The 18,789-nt window shown below is 59.8% G+C and carries 16 protein-coding genes; 6 read left to right on the top strand and 10 right to left on the bottom strand.

What is annotated here, in order from left to right; all coding sequences use genetic code 11:
- Positions 1-13 precede the first annotated feature (13 nt).
- The 4 genes from ASD70_RS01330 to ASD70_RS01315 all read right to left on the bottom strand — a co-directional run bounded on the left by ASD70_RS01330 (position 14) and on the right by ASD70_RS01315 (position 3,760).
- The gene (locus tag ASD70_RS01330) at positions 14-496 is read right to left on the bottom strand and encodes a GNAT family N-acetyltransferase (RefSeq protein WP_046070979.1); all 483 of its coding nucleotides are present in this window, start codon (positions 494-496) and stop codon (positions 14-16) included.
- 3 nt (positions 497-499) lie between these two features.
- Complete coding sequence (locus tag ASD70_RS01325; protein ID WP_043049769.1) at positions 500-1,402, bottom strand: chemotaxis protein CheV; 903 nt, start codon at positions 1,400-1,402, stop codon at positions 500-502.
- Positions 1,403-1,600: 198 nt separating this feature from the next.
- Positions 1,601-2,575 (bottom strand): 2-hydroxyacid dehydrogenase, encoded by a 975-nt coding sequence (locus ASD70_RS01320; RefSeq protein ID WP_056845488.1) that lies wholly within the window; start codon positions 2,573-2,575, stop codon positions 1,601-1,603.
- 216 nt (positions 2,576-2,791) lie between these two features.
- Positions 2,792-3,760 (bottom strand): LysR family transcriptional regulator, encoded by a 969-nt coding sequence (locus tag ASD70_RS01315; protein ID WP_043049771.1) that lies wholly within the window; start codon positions 3,758-3,760, stop codon positions 2,792-2,794.
- 182 nt (positions 3,761-3,942) lie between these two features.
- Here ASD70_RS01315 and ASD70_RS01310 point away from each other — a divergent pair, with 182 nt between their 5' ends.
- The 4 genes from ASD70_RS01310 to ASD70_RS01295 are packed head-to-tail and all read left to right on the top strand — an operon-like array spanning position 3,943 to position 8,703.
- On the top strand, positions 3,943-5,454 hold the full coding sequence (locus ASD70_RS01310; protein WP_056845487.1) for an efflux transporter outer membrane subunit: 1,512 nt from the start codon (positions 3,943-3,945) through the stop codon (positions 5,452-5,454).
- Positions 5,455-5,464: 10 nt separating this feature from the next.
- Complete coding sequence (locus tag ASD70_RS01305; RefSeq protein WP_046070982.1) at positions 5,465-7,642, top strand: FUSC family protein; 2,178 nt, start codon at positions 5,465-5,467, stop codon at positions 7,640-7,642.
- On the top strand, positions 7,632-7,832 hold the full coding sequence (locus tag ASD70_RS01300; RefSeq protein ID WP_046070983.1) for a DUF1656 domain-containing protein: 201 nt from the start codon (positions 7,632-7,634) through the stop codon (positions 7,830-7,832). The genes ASD70_RS01305 and ASD70_RS01300 overlap by 11 nt, the downstream gene beginning before the upstream one ends.
- 10 nt (positions 7,833-7,842) lie before the next feature.
- Positions 7,843-8,703, top strand: a complete 861-nt coding sequence (locus ASD70_RS01295) for an efflux RND transporter periplasmic adaptor subunit (protein ID WP_056845486.1) — start codon at positions 7,843-7,845, stop codon at positions 8,701-8,703.
- 134 nt (positions 8,704-8,837) lie between these two features.
- On the opposite strand, the gene ASD70_RS01290 is transcribed toward ASD70_RS01295, so the two are convergent.
- Both ASD70_RS01290 and ASD70_RS01285 read right to left on the bottom strand, forming a co-directional pair.
- On the bottom strand, positions 8,838-9,239 hold the full coding sequence (locus ASD70_RS01290; RefSeq protein WP_043049775.1) for a nuclear transport factor 2 family protein: 402 nt from the start codon (positions 9,237-9,239) through the stop codon (positions 8,838-8,840).
- Positions 9,232-10,419 (bottom strand): MFS transporter, encoded by a 1,188-nt coding sequence (locus ASD70_RS01285; RefSeq protein WP_046070986.1) that lies wholly within the window; start codon positions 10,417-10,419, stop codon positions 9,232-9,234. Before ASD70_RS01285 ends, ASD70_RS01290 begins: the two co-directional genes overlap by 8 nt.
- Positions 10,420-10,530: 111 nt before the next feature.
- On the opposite strand from ASD70_RS01285, the gene ASD70_RS01280 reads away from it, so the two are divergent.
- Positions 10,531-11,406: a LysR family transcriptional regulator gene (locus ASD70_RS01280; protein WP_056845485.1), complete on the top strand. Its 876-nt coding sequence runs from the start codon at positions 10,531-10,533 to the stop codon at positions 11,404-11,406.
- Here ASD70_RS01280 and ASD70_RS01275 read toward each other — a convergent pair.
- The 4 genes from ASD70_RS01275 to ASD70_RS01260 form a co-directional block, all read right to left on the bottom strand.
- On the bottom strand, positions 11,391-12,020 hold the full coding sequence (locus ASD70_RS01275; RefSeq protein ID WP_046070988.1) for a retron system putative HNH endonuclease: 630 nt from the start codon (positions 12,018-12,020) through the stop codon (positions 11,391-11,393). The two genes, ASD70_RS01280 and ASD70_RS01275, sit on opposite strands and share 16 nt — an antisense overlap.
- The gene (locus ASD70_RS01270) at positions 12,013-13,368 is read right to left on the bottom strand and encodes an AAA family ATPase (RefSeq protein ID WP_046070989.1); all 1,356 of its coding nucleotides are present in this window, start codon (positions 13,366-13,368) and stop codon (positions 12,013-12,015) included. Before ASD70_RS01270 ends, ASD70_RS01275 begins: the two co-directional genes overlap by 8 nt.
- Before the next feature lie 91 nt (positions 13,369-13,459).
- Entirely contained in the window at positions 13,460-14,272 is an 813-nt protein-coding gene (locus tag ASD70_RS01265) for an SDR family oxidoreductase (RefSeq protein ID WP_046070990.1), read from the bottom strand.
- A gap of 14 nt (positions 14,273-14,286) precedes the next feature.
- Entirely contained in the window at positions 14,287-14,751 is a 465-nt protein-coding gene (locus tag ASD70_RS01260) for a hypothetical protein (protein WP_046070991.1), read from the bottom strand.
- Positions 14,752-14,923: 172 nt separating this feature from the next.
- Between ASD70_RS01260 and ASD70_RS01255 the strand changes: the two genes are divergently transcribed.
- Positions 14,924-18,688, top strand: coding sequence for a dermonecrotic toxin domain-containing protein (locus tag ASD70_RS01255; RefSeq protein WP_177342307.1), 3,765 nt, complete (start codon positions 14,924-14,926; stop codon positions 18,686-18,688).
- Positions 18,689-18,789 lie beyond the last annotated feature (101 nt).

Below are 18,789 nucleotides of genomic sequence, written 5' to 3'. Positions count from 1 at the left end.
GCGCCAGTGGTTATCAGTCCTTGGTCACTATGTCCCGCAGGACAAATTTCATACCCGCACTTTCATACAGCTGCCGGGCACGCAGGTTGCTCTCCAGCACCTTAAGGTCCACATAAGGTTCGCCGCGCTGCTTGAACATCTGGAAGGTCTGCAGCAACAAGGCTCGGCCCAGTCCCTGGCCTTGGGCGCAAGGGTGCACGGAGAGGTTCTTGATAAAGGCACTGGTCCAGCATTGCGCCACCCCGAGGATGCCGCCGGCGTTACTGGCTACCAGGCACAGTGTCGGATCGAACTCGGCATTGGTGACGAATTGCCGGCGCCATTCATCCAGCCGGGCGACACGGCCGCCGCCCTGGTCCTGGGTCATGCGCAGCACGGCATGGATTGCCGGGGCCAGTTCATCCCGGTAATGATCCAGCTGCGTATCCGCTGGCCACTGCGGGGCGGTCAGGCTGCCTGTGAGGTCGCGACGCAGCAGCTGGAAATAATCGGCCAACGCCTACAGGCCCTTTTGCGCCACGGCTTTGGCGGCCACGACCAGGCACTTGGTCAGTTCCGGCGATGAGAACTTGGTCAGCACCGCATCGGCACCGGCCAGGCGGGCTTTTTCGCTGTTCATCGCGCTGTCCAGGGAAGTGTGCAACAGCACATAGAGGTCCTGGAAGTCTGGGGTTTCGCGCAGGGTACGGGTCAGGGCGTAGCCGTCCATCTCGGACATTTCGATGTCCGACACCACCACGTTGATTTGCTCGCCGGTGCCTTGCAGCTCCAGCAACACGTCGATGGCCTCCTTGGCGCTGCGGGCGGTGTGGCAGGTCAGACCGAGGTTGCGCAGGGTGTGTACCGATTGCTGCAGGGCCACCTGGCTGTCGTCCACCACCAGGATGCGCGCATTGCCCAGTACTTCGGCTTCTTCCATGGTCAGGTCGGTCGGCGCCGCTTCAATCGGTGCCGGGGCGATGCCGTGGATGACTTTCTCGATATCCAGCACCTGCACCAGGCCACCTTCCACCTGGGTCACCCCGGTGATAAACGCCCGATTGCCGCCAGAACCGTAGGGGGGCGGGCGGATATCGGTGGTCAGGCAATGCACGATCTTGCTCACCGCCTGCACATGCAGGCCCTGCTTGGAACGGCTGACATCGGTGACGATCAGGCAGCCGCCGTCCGGGTCTTGCAAGGGCATTTCGCCCAGGGCGCGGCTCAGGTCGATCACCGAAAGTGAAGCACCGCGCAAGGTGGCGATGCCTTTGACGTGGGGATGGGACTCCGGCAGCTTGGTCAGCGGCGGGCAGGGTATGATTTCACTGACTTTCAACAGGTTGATAGCCATCAGCTTGCCGCTGCGCAAGGTAAAGAGCAGAAGCGAGAGTGAGTCTGCGCGGGCTTTAGTGGTGGACATAAAAACCTTCTGTGGATCAGGGATGACAATCATCTATGGAAGGTTATCGACTCGGCTGGCCTGGGCTTTAACCGGATTTTGTGTCGGGCACTGCTAATGTGGGAGGGGGCTTGCTGCCGATAGCGGCGTGTCAGCCAGCAGATGTACAACTGATCCACCGCCATCGGGAGCAAGTCCCCTCCCACATTGGGTTATGTATCAGCCTTTCCAGGCCTGGGGATTCACCAGATCCTGCGGGCGCTGGCCCAGCAGCGCGCTACGCAGGTTGGCCACGGCGCGGTTGGCCATGGCTTCGCGGGTTTCGTCGGTGGCCGAGCCGATATGCGGCAGGGTCACGGCATTGCTCAACTGGAACAGTGGCGATTCGGCCAGCGGTTCCTTTTCATACACATCCAGGCCGGCACCACGAATACGTTGGGTTTGCAACGCTTCGACCAGCGCCGATTCATCCACCACGGGCCCACGGGAAATATTGATCAGGATCGCGCTGGACTTCATCAGGCCCAATTCGCGAGTGCTGATCAGGTGTTGGGTCTTGTCGCTCAATGGCACCACCAGGCAGACAAAATCCGCCTCGGCCAGCAACTGGTCCAGGCTCCGGAACTGCGCGCCGAGCTCTTGTTCCAGCGCGGTCTTGCGGCTGTTGCCGCTGTACAGGATCGGCATGTTGAACCCCAGGCGTCCACGCCGGGCTACGGCTGCGCCGATATTGCCCATGCCGACGATGCCCAGGGTCTTGCCGTGCACATCGCAGCCAAACAACGGTGCGCCCACGCTGGCTTTCCAGTGGCCGGCCTTGGTCCAGGCGTCCAGCTCGGCCACCCGGCGTGCGCTGCTCATCAGCAGGGCAAAGGCCAGGTCGGCGGTGCTTTCGGTGAGCACATCGGGGGTGTTGGTGAGCATGATCCCGCGCTCATTGAAGTACGGCACGTCGTAGTTGTCGTAACCCACCGACACACTGGACACCACCTCCAGCTTGCTCGCGCCTTCGAGCTGCTCGCGGCCGAGCTTGCGGCCCACACCTATCAAGCCGTGGGCGTGGGGCAGGGCTTCGTTGAACTGTGCGTTGATATCCCCCTGTTTGGGATTGGGCACTATCACCTCGAAATCCTGTTGCAGGCGTTCGATCATGGGCGCGGTGATGCGGCTGAAGGCCAGGACAGTCTTTTTCATTGCAGGCGGGCTCATCGACTACGGAAGAATGCCAAGCACGCTAACATTCCCGTCGTTGATTGTCAGGACACTCTAGCTCTAAAGGGGGGGCAGGCTCTGAATGTAGGAGGGGGCTTGCTCCCGATGGCTATGGTTCAGTCAAAACATTTAGTGACTGACACCCTGCTATCCGGAGCAAGCCCCGTCCCACAGTTGTTCTGTGTTGTCGGGCAGAAATCAGGTCGCCATCCGTACGCCACCCAAACCACCACTCAACTCATACGCCACCAGCTCAGCCTGGTGCGCCGCCAGGATCTCCGGCAACGAACCGCGCAGGTATTCCACCCAGGTCTTGATCTTTGCATCCAGGTATTGGCGCGAGGGGTAGATGGCGTACAGGTTCAATTCCTGGGAGCGGTAGGTCGGCATCACCCGCACCAGTGTGCCGTTGCGCAACCCTTCGATGGCGGCATACACCGGCAACAGGCCGACGCCCATGCCGCTGGTGATTGCGGTTTTCATCGCGTCGGCCGAATTGACCAGGAACGGCGAGCTGTTGATCGCCACGCTTTCCTGGCCTTCTGGGCCGTTGAAGGTCCATTTGTCCAGCTGGATCACCGGGCTGACCAGGCGCAGGCACGCATGGTTGAGCAAGTCCTGGGGCCGCTGTGCGCAGCCCTTGGCCTTGACGTATTCCGGTGAGGCGCAGGCGATGCTGTAGGTGATGCCCAGGCGCTGGGACACGAACCCAGAGTCCGGCAGTTCGCTGGCCAGCACGATGGACACGTCGTAGCCCTCGTCGAGCAGGTCCGGCACGCGGTTGGCCAGGGTCAGGTCGAAGGTCACGTCGGGATGGGTGCGGCGGTAGCGGGCAATCGCGTCGATGACGAAGTGCTGGCCGATTCCGGTCATGGTGTGCACTTTGAGCTGCCCGGCGGGGCGGGCGTGGGCATCGCTGGCTTCGGCTTCGGCCTCTTCCACATAGGCGAGGATCTGCTCGCAGCGCAGCAAATAGCGTTTGCCGGCCTCGGTCAGCGCGATACGCCGGGTGGTGCGGTTGAGCAAGCGGGTTTGCAGGTGGGCCTCAAGGTTGGAGACCGCGCGCGAGACATTGGCCGTGGTGGTGTCCAGTTGCACGGCGGCGGCGGTGAAGCTGCCGGCTTCGGCCACGCAACTGAAAGCGCGCATATTTTGCAAAGTGTCCATGGGGTGTTCTCAAGGGAGATAGCAAATTGTGACAGAAAGTAACGCCGTCCAGTGATCCCTACCAACGGATTATCGCCTGAACGGTAACAAAGATTCACAGGAATGCCAGCTTATCGTCCTCCTTGCCGCCGCCTAGAATTGCGCCACCTCTTGCGCAACACCCTCTCAGGAATTCGCTTGCCGTGCCGCGTCACATCAGCAGAGAGCTGAAGACTCTCAGTGTTTGGGCCTTATCGTTAGCCATCAGCGGCTGCATCGGAACCGGAGGAATCGCCCCCCAAGGCCACGCCCTCAACGCCAATACTTTGGCCACCGACGAAGCCATTCAAGACGCCGCCCAGGACGCCCACTGGCCCACCACCCAATGGTGGCAAGCCTACGGCGATCCGCAACTCAACCGCTGGGTCGAACTCGCCACCCAGAACAGTCCCAGCCTCGCCATGGCGGCCGCCCGCGTGCGGCAAGCGCGGGCGCTGGCCGGGGTGGCAGAGTCGGCAGAGTCGTTGCAGATCAACAGCGACACCACCCTCAAGCGTCACAATTGGCCGAAAGATCAGTTCTACGGCCCCGGCGAACTGAGCGGTGCCAACACCTGGGACAACAATTCATCCCTGGGCCTGAGCTACGCACTCGACCTGTGGGGGCGGGAAAGCAACAACACCGAGCGCGCCGTCGACCTCGCCCATATGAGCGCCGCCGAAGCGCGCCAGGCCCAGCTCGAACTGCAGAACAACGTGGTGCGCGCCTATATCCAGCTGTCGTTGCACTACGCCAACCGCGATATCGTCGCCGCCACCCTGGCCCAGCAACAGCAGATTCTCGACCTGGCCCACAAACGCCTGGCCGCCGGGATCGGCACGCACTTCGACGTCAGCCAGGCCGAAAGCCCGCTGCCGGAAACCCATCGCCAGCTGGATGCCCTTGACGAAGAAATCGCCTTGAGCCGTAACCAGCTGGCGGCGCTGGCGGGCAAAGGCCCGGGCGAGGGCGCGCAGTTGCAACGCCCGTGCCTGGCCCTCGCGGCACCTTTGAAACTGCCTTCGAGCCTGCCGGCGCAGTTGCTCGGTCAACGCCCGGACGTGGTCGCCAGCCGCTGGCAGGTGGCGGCCCAGGCCCGTGGCATTGATGTGGCCCACGCCGGTTTCTACCCCAACGTCGACCTGGTCGGCAGCCTCGGCTACATGGCCACCGGCGGCGGCATGCTGGAATTCCTGGCGGGGAAGAAATTCAACTACAACGTTGGCCCGGCGATCACCTTGCCAATTTTTGATGGCGGCCGCCTGCGCGCCCAACTGGGTGAAGCCAGTGCCGGTTATGACATCGCCGTCGCCCAGTACAACCAGACCCTGGTCAACGCGCTCAAGGGCGTCAGCGACCAGTTGATCCGCCGCGAGTCCATGGACAAGCAGTCGGCCTTCGCCGCGCAGTCGGTGGCCTCGGCGCAGAAAACCTACGACATCGCCATGATCGCCTACCAGCGTGGCCTCACCGATTACCTCAATGTGCTCAACGCCCAGACCCTGCTGTTCCGTCAGCAACAGGTCGAGCAACAGGTGCAGGCGGCACGCCTGAGCGCCCACGCCGAACTGGTGACCGCCCTGGGCGGCGGCCTCGGTGCCGGCAACGATGTGCCCCAGGATGCCAAGACCCTTCCGAGCAAGACCCCGGCGGCGCTTGCCGTGTTTGATCACTGAGTAGGATTTGATGACTCCCTTGCCTGCACCGCTGCGCTGGCTGCATTCCCTTGAGTGGCGCCGTGGCTTTTTCGACTGGGCACGCAGCGACGGCGTGACCTGGGTGTATATCTTCAAGGTGCTGGTCGCTGCGTTTCTCACGCTGTGGCTGGCCATGCGCCTGGAGTTGCCGCAACCGCGCACGGCGATGATCACCGTATTTATCGTAATGCAGCCCCAAAGCGGCCAGGTGTTCGCCAAAAGTTTCTACCGCTTCCTCGGCACGTTGGCGGGGTCGGCGGTGATGGTGCTACTGATTGCCTTATTTGCGCAGAACACCGAACTGTTCCTCGGCGCGCTGGCGATCTGGGTGGGCATTTGTACCGCCGGCGCCACACGTAACCGCAACTTCCGCGCCTATGGCTTTGTGCTCGCCGGCTACACCGCAGCGATGGTCGGCCTGCCGGCCCTGGCCCACCCGGACGGCGCCTTTATGGCGGCCGTGTGGCGGGTGCTGGAAATCTCCCTGGGGATTCTGTGCTCGACGCTGGTCAGCGCGGCCATCCTGCCGCAGACCTCCAGCGCGGCCATGCGTAACGCGTTGTACCAGCGCTTTGGCGTGTTCGCGCTGTTTGTCACCGACGGCCTGCGTGGGCGCAGCCAGCGCGAGCATTTCGAGGCCAGCAACGTACGCTTTATCGCTGAAGCCGTGGGCCTGGAAGGCTTGCGCAGCGTCACCGTGTTTGAAGACCCGCACATGCGTCGGCGCAATGGGCGACTCAGTCGCCTCAACAGCGAATTCATGAGCATCACCACGCGCTTCAACGCCCTGCACCAGTTGCTTGAACGCTTGCGTGCCGATGAGGCTGATCATGTGGTCGCAGCGATCAAACCCGGCCTGCAAGACCTGGCCGAAGTGCTCGACAGCTTCTCCGGTCGCGCCCTCACCAGCCCGGATGCCGCACGCCTGGTCAATCAACTGAGCGCCTACAAGGACGGCCTGCCTGCCAAGGTGCGCAGCCTGCGGGCGAGCTTCCAGGACGATAACCCTACCGAAGCCGAGCAACTGGATTTCCATACGGCCTACGAGTTGTTGTACCGCTTCGTCGACGACCTGCACAACTACGCGCAAACCCACGCGTCCCTGGCCGACCACCACCATGCGCGGGAAGACTGGCACGAGTCCTACACGCCAAAAACCAACTGGTTGGCCTGCGCCGCCGCCGGGGTACGGGCCTCATTTATCCTTGTCGTACTGGGCAGTTACTGGGTCGCCACCGCCTGGCCCAGTGGCGCGACCATGACCTTGATCGCAGCGGCCACGGTGGGCCTCTCCGCCGCCACACCCAACCCCAAGCGCATGGCGTTCCAGATGGCCTGCGGCACCTTGATCGGCGCCTTGGTTGGCTTTGTCGAAATGTTCTTCGTGTTCCCCAGGATCGACGGTTTCCCGTTGCTGTGCGTGATGCTCGCACCGGTGATCATCTTCGGGGCCTTTCTCTCTTCCCGCCCCAGGTACGCCGGTGTCGGTGTGGGGCTGTTGATTTTCTTCAGCACCGGCTCGGTGCCGGACAACCTCACGGTCTACAACCCCTACACCTTTATCAACGACTACATCGCCATGGTCATCGGCATGCTGGTATGCGCGGCGGCAGGGGCGATCATCCTGCCGCCCAACAGCCGCTGGCTGTGGCGCCGCCTGGAGCAGGACCTGCGTGAGCAGGTGGTATATGCGATCAGCGCCAAGCTCAAGGGTCTGACTTCGAGCTTTGAAAGCCGCACCCGCGACCTGCTGCACCAGGCCTACGGCCTCGCGGTCGGCCAGCCGCAGGTGCAGCGCGACTTGCTGCGCTGGATGTTCGTCGTGCTGGAGGTCGGCCACGCGATCATCGAGCTGCGCAAGGAGCAAGCGATCCTGCCGGTGCACCCGGCGTATGCCGAGTCCCAGCCGTGGCGCCAGGCAATCCGTGTGATGGGCCGTTCGCTGGTGCGCTTGTTCCTGCAACCCAGCGCCAGCAACCTGGAGCGCGGCTTGATCGCCGTCGACCATGCGATCAGCCGCGTACAGGCCACCGATGAACCTTTCGCCCCGCACTTCGATACCTCGGCCCTGCGCCGGGTGAAGAGCTACCTGCACTTTATCCGCACTTCGCTGCTCGACCCGCAATCGCCACTGGCGGCCCTAAAAGGAGCCTCGAATGCCCCGTGAAATCGCATTTCATGGCATCTATATGCCGACCATGACCCTGATGTTCCTGATCGCCGCGGTGTTGGCCTGGGCGATTGATCGCTTCCTGGCCGGGTTCGACCTGTATCGGTTTTTCTGGCACCCGGCGTTGCTGCGCCTGAGCCTGTTCGCTTGCTTGTTCGGCGCCCTGGCGCTGAGCGTCTACCGTTGAGAATGCCCCGATGAAAAAGTTTTTCAGCCTGCTCGCGACCTTGCTGGTTCTGGCCTTGGCGATCTGGATTGGCCGCACGTTGTGGGTGCACTACATGCAAACGCCATGGACCCGCGACGGCCGCGTGCGCGCCGACATTATCAACGTCGCGGCTGACGTGACCGGCGAGGTGGTGGACGTGCCGGTACGCGATAACCAGTTGGTGAAAAAAGGCGACCTGCTGATGCAGATCGACCCCGAGCACTACCGCATTGCCGTCAAGCAAGCTCAATCGCTGGTGGCCTCACGCAAGGCTACCTGGGAGATGCGCAAGCTCAACGCCCACCGCCGCGCCGACCTCGACGCCCTGGTGATCTCCAGGGAAAACCGCGACGACGCCAGTAATATCGCTGACTCGGCCCTGGCCGATTACCAGCACGCCCTGGCGCAACTGGAAGCCGCCGAACTCAACCTGAAACGCACCCGCGTGCTGGCGGCGGTGGACGGCTACGTCACCAACCTCAACGTGCATCGCGGCGACTATGCGCGTATCGGCGAGGCGAAGATGGCTGTGGTGGATATGAATTCCTTCTGGGTCTACGGCTTCTTTGAAGAAACTAAGTTGCCCCACGTCAAAGTCGGGGATAAAGCCGATATGCAATTGATGAGCGGCGAGACCCTCAGGGGCCATGTGGAAAGCATCTCCCGCGGTATCTACGACCGTGACAACCCTGAGAGCCGCGAGCTGATTGCCGATGTGAACCCCACGTTCAACTGGGTGAGGCTGGCCCAGCGCGTGCCGGTGCGCATTCACATTGATGAAGTGCCCGAGGGCGTGCTGCTGGCGGCTGGCATCACCTGCACCGTGATCGTCAACCCAACACAAAACTAAAAACTGTGGGAGATTCAAATGTGGGAGGGGCGGTGCGACGATTCGACTTGCCCCCGATGGCGGTGGGTCAGTCACAGATGTGCTTACTGACACTCCCTCATCGGGGGCAGCCCCCTCCCACATTTTGACCCGCGTTAAGCCTTGATAAACGTTTCATGCAAGTGCCGCCACAACAGCGCACCACTGGCCTGCTTCTCGAACACCACCGTGGCCCGTCGATCCGTCTGCGTACCACTGTCATCCACTTGATGCTCACGATAAGTCACCGTAGCCCCCCGCGCATGCCGGTCAATTCCGGTCATTTCACTCAAGGTGATTTTCAACCCCGGGCGCATCCCGCCCAGGCGCGTGAACAACGCATTGACCCCGGCCCTGTTGACCCGCGTGCCGGTGGCGGGCGCGATCATGCTGAACTCGGGTGAGAAGCGCGCCAGCAGGTTTTGCAGCGTGCCCTCAGGCGCAACACCGGCAAACCATTGCTCGATCTCGACGTGGGTCTGGATCACTTCTTCAAAAAAATCACTGTAGTCAATCATGCTTGGGCTCGCTGGAAGGGTGAAGCAGGCTGCGTACCCTGGACGCATCCAGGCGCAGCACTGCGAAAAGCGGCAACAGGGTCAAGGCTGCCGCCATCGTGAAGGTTATGGCGAAGGAATCCAAGGTCGACAGCACGGCACTGAGCACGGCGGCACCTACGCAGAAACTTACTTGGCGGTTGATATTCCACAAGGCACTGGCGTGGCCCATGCGCTCGGCGGGGATATCCAGAAAGGCCAGGGTCTGTGCGGTGCTGCTGCACAGGCTGCCGCCCAGGCCCATCAACACATAGGCGGCAATGATCAGGGCCGGCTCGTTGAGCAACAGGATGCCGCCGCATTGCAGCGTCATGCCCGCCACCAGCAAGGGTTTCGGACCACAACGATTGAAGAGTTGCTTGCTCAGGTAGATCGCCATGGCCGAGGCCAGGGCCCAGGGCAACATGAGTGCGCCGGTCTGGGTAGCGTCATACCCCAGGCCGCGTACATAGAGGATGGCAATCAGGCTGGTGCCGATAAATACCCCGGGAATGCACAGGTAGACCAGCATCGCCACGCGCAGCATCGGGCTGGCGGCCTGTTTGAAAATACTGCCCAGGTCCAGGGGCGGGCGCGTGCTTGTGGGCACATCGGGTTTTATCCACAGGAGTGTCAGCAGCAGGGTGATCAAGGCCAGTGGCAGGTTGGCGTAGAAAATCCAGCGCCAGGACAGGCTGTCGACAATCACCCCGCCCAACGCCGGGGACAGCGCCGGCACCAGCAATGCCACCGACATGACCCGCGCCGTCAACTGGCTGCGCTCGGCCGCTGGAAAGTGCCGGTAGGCCATGGCTTGCCCCACCGGAATCAACAAGCCGCCGCCGAGTCCCTGCAAAGCGCGCCAGCCGATCAACGCATCGATGGAACCGGCCTGGCCGACCATCACCGAGGCTCCTGCGAACAGCAGCAGACTGGTAGCGATCAGTGTGCGCTCGCCCATGATTGCCGCCAGCCATACACTCAAGGGAATAATCACCGTCAACCCGAGCATGTAGGCATTGCTGATCCACGCCAGTTGCGTGACCGAAGCGTGCAGCTCGCGGGCGATATCCGGGTAGGCGACGGTGGCGACAAACATGTTCACCAGGTCCAGGGCGAAGCCCAGTAAAAAGATCCAGGCGACTTTCGAGCAGTAGTTCATGAACGCTATCCTGCGAATGAAGCGTGCAGGGTAGGGCGGGCGTAGCGTTTGAGATACGTCGGTTTGGCTGTTAGTTTGTCAAAAATATTTTGACAACGGAGGACGTGGCCCATGGTCAGCCTGGACCGATTCGACACCTTCAAGGCCGTGGTCGAGGCGGGCTCGCTCACGGCCGCCGCGGACCTGCTCGGCCAGACGCGCGCCGTGGTCAGCTTCAACCTCAAGCGCCTGGAGGCAGAACTGGGCGTCACCCTGCTGACCCGCAATACCCGCCAGCTGGCGCTCACCGATGCCGGCGAACGTTTCTACCTGCGCTGCACCCGCATGCTTGAAGAGGCCCGTTTGGCGGTGGAAGAAGCCCGCTCCGAACACGCTCAACTCAAGGGCACCTTGCGTATCACCACCACCGTGGAATATGCCCTGGCCGTGGTCGCCCCGGCGGTAGAAGCCTTTCGCCGCCTGCACCCGGACCTGAATATTCACTTATCCACATCCTCCACCCATGCCGATCTGATTTCCGAGCGTTTTGACGTAGCGATTCGCCTGGGTCGCTTGCTGGACTCCAATCACCGCGCCGTGCAGTTGTCGACGTTTGACGCGTTCGCCGTCGCGGCGCCAGCGTTTGCAGGCGTTAAGACCCTGGATGAGTTGGAACAGGTGCCCAGGCTGGGCCATGGTCGCCTGACCGAATTGAGCGTGACCGACCCCGCCGGCAATGGGCACCAATACCGTGCCGGTCCCGCCGCGTTAGTGGCCGACAGTGCGGCGGTGCTCCAGGCGTTTGCCGTGCGTGGCCACGGTGTGGCGATTCTGCCGCAATGGCTGGTGCAGGATGATCTGGACGCAGGCAGGCTGGTGCGCCTGCTGGCGGACCATCGCTTTGCGCCGCAAGGGATCTATGCGATGTATCCGGATACGCGGCATTTGCCGCTGAAAGTGCGGGCGTTTATTGATTTTATGAAGGGTTGGTATCAGTTGGTTAGTTGACGGATGACATTTACGAGGATGGGGGCAAAAGGCTTCAGCCGATTGTGCGCATCGGGCAGTCTTAAGTCTTCCAGTAGCATCTTCAGAAGCTCGCCGTCTTCGGCTTCAAGGTCATTGCCTTCCATTCCGTAGTCGAAGAGCAGCGTATCAAGAATGGATTTTCTGGCGCTGAACAGCGTGCGATTGTTTTCACGGCAGTCGCCAAGGTTCAGCACTTGGATGGACGTGATCGCCCTGGGGCTCAAACCCTCCACACGGCCTGATAGATAAAACTTCAGTTCGGTTTCGCATTCGTCCATCAAGGATGTCAGTGGCAATGTCTGATGTGCATGGGCTTTGCCACACTGTTTGCTGCGGTTGCAGCTGGCGACGATATTTGAATAATCGAGCGTCCGATGGGGGTGGGTCTCCCGGGCCGCAACGTGTTCGTTATGGGCAGTCTCTTGGGTAATTGCATGGCAGCAATACGCGCACAAACCATGCTGCTCTTCGATACAGGCTTGGCGAATACTGTTTCTTTCTTCGTGGGTTAGGTCGCAGTAGCGACCTTTCGGATTGTCGCGCATCCATTTCGTCAATTCTGCTGGTTCATTTCCTTTTATGATCTTACGCACTGCGCAACTCCAGCTTGCGGATCAGAAGGGCGGCTTTGGTCAGTTCGATATGGCCAGGGGGCAGGTCAGTGGACAGCTCTTCGAACAGTGCATTGGCTTCTTTCAGCTTTTTTTCTTGCAGCAACTCCAGCAAGCGATCCAGTCGAGACTGAACTTCACTGTTGCGTATATCTGTGTCCATGACGCTGAGCAGTACCTGATTGGCATCAAGGCCGTATAGGCCGGTGCGCTCCTCCAGTTCGCCATCGTCGAGGACATAGCACAGGACGTTCTTGGTATCGCTGATCACCAATGGGGAATGGGTCGTCAGGATGAATTGGCAGTTGGGGAAGGTTTCAGTGAGTTGCTGGATTAGGCGGCGTTGCCATTGAGGGTGCAGATGAAGGTCGACCTCGTCGATTAGGATGACACCAGTGCCTTCAAGCGGATTCTTCAATGAGGGATTCATGAGTGCCAAGCGGCGAGCAATGTCGCCGACAAGTGCCATCAGTGATTTTTCCCCTTGAGAAAGTTGAGAAACACTGAGTGTATTGCCTAGCTTGTCGATAGCCATATGCAATCTAGGTTTTCGCTGGACTCTAAGGTTGCTAAAGTCAGGCATAAACTTGCTGACGGCGGTCCGCACGGCATTTAGCTGAGGATCACGTGATGCTAGGTGCATATTTTTCAGCTCAGATACCAGTTTTTCATCCGTACTGGAGATTTTTTCCAGCTGTTCCATTACGGCTGAGGATATGCCCTGCTCGTTCTCAGTATCTTCTCTGTCACGGAACCATTCAAAAAACCGTCCGAAATCTACGCCACCATTTAGAGCGTTTTCGTATCCATCAAACTGATCGAATGGATTTTCGGATTTTCGGATTGTTAGTGGAACGTCAAGGACAGATCTTTCGACAGGGTAGAAGGCCACTAGGGGAAGTGAGCCGCTGCCATCAATCAACCCTAGATGAACGCGATAGAGTTCAGCCAGCTCAGTTAATTTAGTAAGAGAGCTATTTACCTTTGCTTTATGGCCCCGCAAGGTGCGAGCAAGTGTCCATGAATAGGTCGCCGAGGCTGATGCTGACGGGTGAGTTATACCGCTGACTTCAGCCTCGATTGTCGCGAATCGCTCACCATTAGTGACCACATCCTCTTGGATGGGACTGCCGCCGCCATTGTCGGTGCGAATGCGGCCAACCAGCCAACTTAACGACGTGGCTATCGACTTCAAAATCGTCGTCTTCCCCGCCCCATTGTTCCCCACAAACACCGTCACCTTCGACGCATGCTTTTCGGTAGGCGCAAAGGCGACTTCCAAGTCGGCAAAACGACCGACGTTATTCAGTCGAATTTTTCTGATTTCCATCGCATTACCCTTGTGGGGCCAGTCAGTTTCAAGAGGCAGGCGGCGATTATGGCACTCATCCCGGATTTTGGCAGGTAGGCTTCACGCTTGCTTACAACACACCACCCAACCCAAAACGCTTCTTCAACACCTTCTCCAGCAACCCCTTGGGCAACAACGCCGCCATCAGCGGCAACGCCCGGCTGCCATTGCCTGAACGCAACAGACGCGGTGGCTGCGCTCGCTGCACGGCCTTGAGCACATCCGCGGCAAATTCACTGGCCGGGGTGGGTTTATCCTGGGAGGCTTGGCTGCGTGCCCGAATGCCTTCGCGCAACGACCACCAGGGTGACTTTTCGTTGATCAACAGTTCGGCCTGAGCCCCGGCGTTTTTCGCGAAGCGGGTATCAATGGCGCCGGGCTGTACTTCCATTACCCGCACGTCAAAAGGTGCCAATTCCATGCGCAGGGCATCGCTCAAGGCATGTACAGCCGCTTTGGACGCGCAGTAGGCGCCGGCGAACGGTGTGACCAGTACTCCGGAAACACTGCCGATATTCACCACCAAGCCTTTATTGCGACGCAGGGCGGGGAACAGTGCCTGGGTCACGCCGACGATGGAAAATACATTGGTTTGGAACTGGCGTTGCATCGCTTCGGTGCCGCCGTCGAGCAACGGGCCCATGGCGCCGTAGCCGGCGTTGTTGACCAGTACATCCAGCTCGCCCAATTGCTCGGCCAGACGTTGCAAGGCGGCGCTGTCGTTGACGTCCAACTGCACGGCATTGAAGCCTGCGGCAGCGAGGGCGGCGACGTCATCGGGCTGGCGAGCGCTGGCCCACACGTTGAAGCCTGCGGCTTTGAACGCGTCGGCGAGGGCGCGGCCGATGCCGCTGGAACAACCGGTGATCAGTACGTTGGGCATGGATTCATCCTTTGTCAGTCCGAGAAACTGCCTTGCAGGTGCTCGGCGCGAAATTCCAGGGTTTGCGGGCGATAGCCGGGGCGCAGTGGCGGGGTGGGCAGGCAATCGTCCCAGGTGGCGCCGGCCTGCAATTCGCCGGGGCCACGATAGCGTGGCGCGGCGTAGACGTTGTCGGCCAGGTTGACGGTGTCCCCCGGCGCATAGGCCGCGACGCGCCAGCGCAGTTCGGTCAGCGGTACGTCGTTGCCGTTGTTCAGGGTCAGTTTTAAAGGACGGTCGGCCGGGCATTCCTGCGGGGCGTAAGTAATGCGTAGTTCAAGGCGAGCCAATTGCGCGGCCTCGCGGTTGTCCAGCCAGACGACCCAGACGGCGATGAAACCCAGGCCGACGGCAGCGGCCAGCGATACCGGCAGCGCCTTGGCCGGATAGCGCAGCAGCAGAACCAGCCAGGTGATGATCAGGAGAACGCCGAAGAACATGGAGACCACCTCGAATAGGGAACGAGCATCCTAACTTAAGCGTAGGTGTGACCGCGATCGGGTACTTGAGCTTACATTTCCAGCGGAACCACTGCGCCTTGAACGCTCACACATCTGACGCCCTACAGGGAGTGTAGCGACAACATTCACACTTCCCTATGAGGCTCATTTTATGTTGGGACCTACCCCGAATTCGCCCCGTCTTCTTTCCGTGCAAAGCGTCAACACCACAGACGCATTTGCAGCCAAATTGGTCAGCAACGCTGAAACTGCCAATGACGCGGACTCGCACAATCGCGTGCCTATTTCGCCGGTTTTAACCTACGCACCCGCTGGCACTTCTGTTCCCAGTTCGCCCGGCATACCACCTGTCAGGGTGGAGTATCCGCAGCTAGTACGGCAATTCAAGGTCACCGATCAGGAGGCACTCGTCACCCAACATGCCTTTTTAACCCGCGACATGCAGCGTTTGCATGGTGAGCAACCGAGTTTCAATGATTTCCTGCGCCAGCAACTAGGCCAAATGGTCCCGGACCAGCCGTCCCTGAGGCTAAAAGACCTGACGTTCAAACGCTGGATCACGCAGAGCGATGGCACGGTGAAAACGCTGTCTTCAGAGCCACTACGGGACGCCTTGAGCAGAAAGGTGGTGAGCCTGTTGACCGATCCTGACCAGAAGGACGAGGCAGACAGCGCCGAACAGTTCGGCATATTTACCCGTGCTTCAGACGGCTCCGAGAGTGTCAGCGTCAATGTGCAGCTCACGCTGGATACGATTGCCCGGCGCATTGTCACGCAATTTGCGCCGACCCTTCAGGCATTCTGGACAACACCTCGCCCGACTTTGCGAGACCCCAACGTTCTGGAGTCTCCTCAGAATCAGTTGTTGGCTCTGCATAAGCAACAACTGTCGACCCTCGCCGCGTTGCGTGTGAGTGATGGAACACTGAGCGCGGCGAGCAAGCGATTGATCGACGCCGCATTGCAGTACCCCACGCTGGCCGAACGGGAAGCGGCCTTTCCCAATGATGCACGCCCGGGTGTCTACCCGCTTACCATGGATGATGGCACTGAGCGCGGCGCCTTGATGGCGGGCAGCTTCCTCATCACCAGTACTGACGGGTCCGAGGCGACGCCTCCCACCTGGGCGAAAGGCCGGACCCTGCCTCTCAATGATGCAAACGGGCCGGTTGTGCTGTACACCCCAAGTGAAGGGTTCGAAGAGTTCGCTACACCTGCCCAGGCACGCCAGGTACTTGCGCAGCGTCTTGATGCGGCGGGCCCCAATGCTGATCTATTGCGGCAAACGCTGCCATTGGCGCTGCAAAACAAGACCGAGCCACCCTCTGGCGATGATTTGATGTGGAGCGTCGAACCCTTGGCAGGGGATGTGCTGGGCGAGGGCATTTCCCGGATGCTCAAGCGCCAGGAGGAGGAAATCAACGCGAACTTTTCCCGCGCAGCGACGGACCCGGGAGCATGGAAGGCTTTCGATAGTGCCGCTGATTGGTCGTACCTGCTCAGTGGTGACAATGCTATGTTGGCGCGGGATGAAAAACTGGCTGATAAGCTGGCGCCTGAGTGGCTCAAAAATTTGACCCCGGAGCAAGAAACTCTCTTTGATTTTCTGGAGCACTCCGAGGCAATTAGCACACGTGCGCTGGCATCGATGCTGGAAAAACTTCCTGCTTTGAACGTCTTTGCCCGAGACCGGATAAACGAAGCAATCAAAAAGCTGTACCCGAGCGCGCAGGTGAATGCGGACAAGTTGATGGTGCAGGTGAAAACCAGGTCGAGTCTGCAGAGTGGCGGACGAGGCAGTACCCATACACTCGGCTTCAACAACACAAGTATGTCGCTGACGGATCTGGCACTGAAAAACCCCAGCGAATTTCCAGCCATTGAGAGGGGCCGGTTCACTCAAGTCACGTACACATTGCCGCTGACCGACACCCAGGGCAACCCGATCCTGGATGCTGAAGGCAAGCCCGTAATTCTGGATACCGAGCAGCTCAAAGCGTTGGTCAACACCACTGATGTGGGGGGAGGGTATACCCGATTGCTTAAAGAACAGTTGGCCACGGACACCCAGGAGGGTGCTGCGGGTGAGCTGCGCAAAGCATGGAAAGCCAGCCTGAGTGACGCGCTGGATAAAGAAGCTTTTCTGGGATCACTCAACCCCGATGCCTACACGTCGCCAGCGATCCTCGACACGAGTTCCAAACGGGGCGCGCAGTGGGTTGCGGCTGTTCTTGATCATCCAGATCCGGCCGACCGGCCTCAGGTCGATGGAAAAAACATTGTCGTCAATGCGCTTGTCCAGCGTGGGTTGCCGGTTCAGGGCGTCATGGTGATTGGCAACCAGACAGACAAACAGCTGGTGCTGTACACGCCGGATGCGCCCGACGGTGTGTCCTTTCGCGAAGTGGCCGATGAAGAAGCTTTGAATGCCTTGATGGATAAAAAGGAGTGGAGGCTTTACAGCGCGAGCAGGACATCACCGATCGATAAAAATGATGTGGTCAAAGCTGGCGAGGCCATCAGGTCGTATGCGTTCGATGCGACGAAGAATCCAGTGCGCACCGTCGGACTGCTCATCGACATGCTCAAGTTGACGAGTGCTCGCATGACACTCAAGCCCATCGATGGCAACTTCCAGGAGGAACTGTACAAGCAAAAAGTAAAATCGCTCATCGACCATGCTGACCATCAATCCGTCAGTAGCGCCGAGGTTGCGACTCAATCGAAAATCAACAAGGCTCTATTCGGTATTGAAGTGGCGATGATCTTTGCAGACTTGTTGCCTGTGCTCGGCAAAGGCGTGTCGATGGGGGTGCGCTTAGGTAAAGCAGCCTTGACGACCTTGCGCGCCAATGCCCGAATCCTGCCACGGCTGATCAAGAAACCGGGGCTACTGCGTGGGGTTTATTCGGAGTTCAGTGTGGCTGCCTCTGGTACCCCCAACGTTCGTGTCGCGCCGTTGCGGCCGGTCCCCAAGAGCCCATTGACCAGCAGGGCACCTGCTCCAGTGATCCCGTTACATACGTCAGGTAGTGTGCCTGCGTCAGCGGCCGGCGCGAGCCAAAACCTCAACCTGAGTGCCATTGCTGTGTCGGACGATGTCATCAAAGGCCGGCCGTTGAGGCCCGACGGCACCTACAACGTCGGCGACAATTGGTACGTGCGCTTTACCGACGATACCCAGGTCAGCAGGGTGTATCAGATTGACTCGGCCTTCCATGCGCGCGATGGGCGAGTCGCGATCATCGATCCCGGCATGCCCTCGACCGCGCCAAAACTCTATCGGGTACGGGCGTTTCTGCAGTCGGACGGTAATGGTGGATGGCGATCGAGCCGATTGCCAGGTGGGGCTCCACAACCTACGACGGTTTCCCAGGGTACCAAACGCCCGGCGAGCCAGGGCAGTTCTACAACCGGCGCCGGCACGAGTAGCGCGACAAATGGCCTACCGGCCTCCAAGCGACCCAGGGTGCCTGAAAGTTTCCCGGGCGAAAAAGCGCTGATGGAGCCGCCGGTCAAAGGTAAAAATGTTTTTTATCACTACACCGGGGCCAAGCCGCATGCCGCGATAACGGCCGATCAAAGTCTTTCGCCTTCAAGTTCAGACTTGAGCGGTCAACCTCTTCCCGGCAAGCGAGGCAGGCATTACTTTACGGACTTGGCGCCAGGGGATATGCCGACCAAGCAGATTTCCGAAACCATCTTCGGAAAGCGTAAACATGGCAATGCGCTGGATAAAATGTCGCACTACTATGAAGTCAATACCTCGGGTTTGAATGTCATCCAAAGCCCAAATAACCCGCATATTTTTTATGTGGATATACCGTTTGAAATTCCGTTGAAGTACCGGGGCGGGCCAAACGGTGAGTTAGTTGATCGTGTCATTTCCCATGGGAAAACACCGCTTAAATTGTAAGTACATGGCGGCTGCTTTCACGTAGAGCGTGGAAGCAAAAAGCCCCCACCCAACCCACTGCGGATAGGGGACGCAATGGGCTGGGTGAAGGCTTCTTGTAC

Source organism: Pseudomonas sp. Root569, from assembly GCF_001427465.1.
Lineage (GTDB): Bacteria > Pseudomonadota > Gammaproteobacteria > Pseudomonadales > Pseudomonadaceae > Aquipseudomonas > Aquipseudomonas synxantha.
The sequence above is the reverse complement of the archived record's forward strand: the minus strand, read 5'-3'. Positions and strand labels throughout refer to the sequence as shown.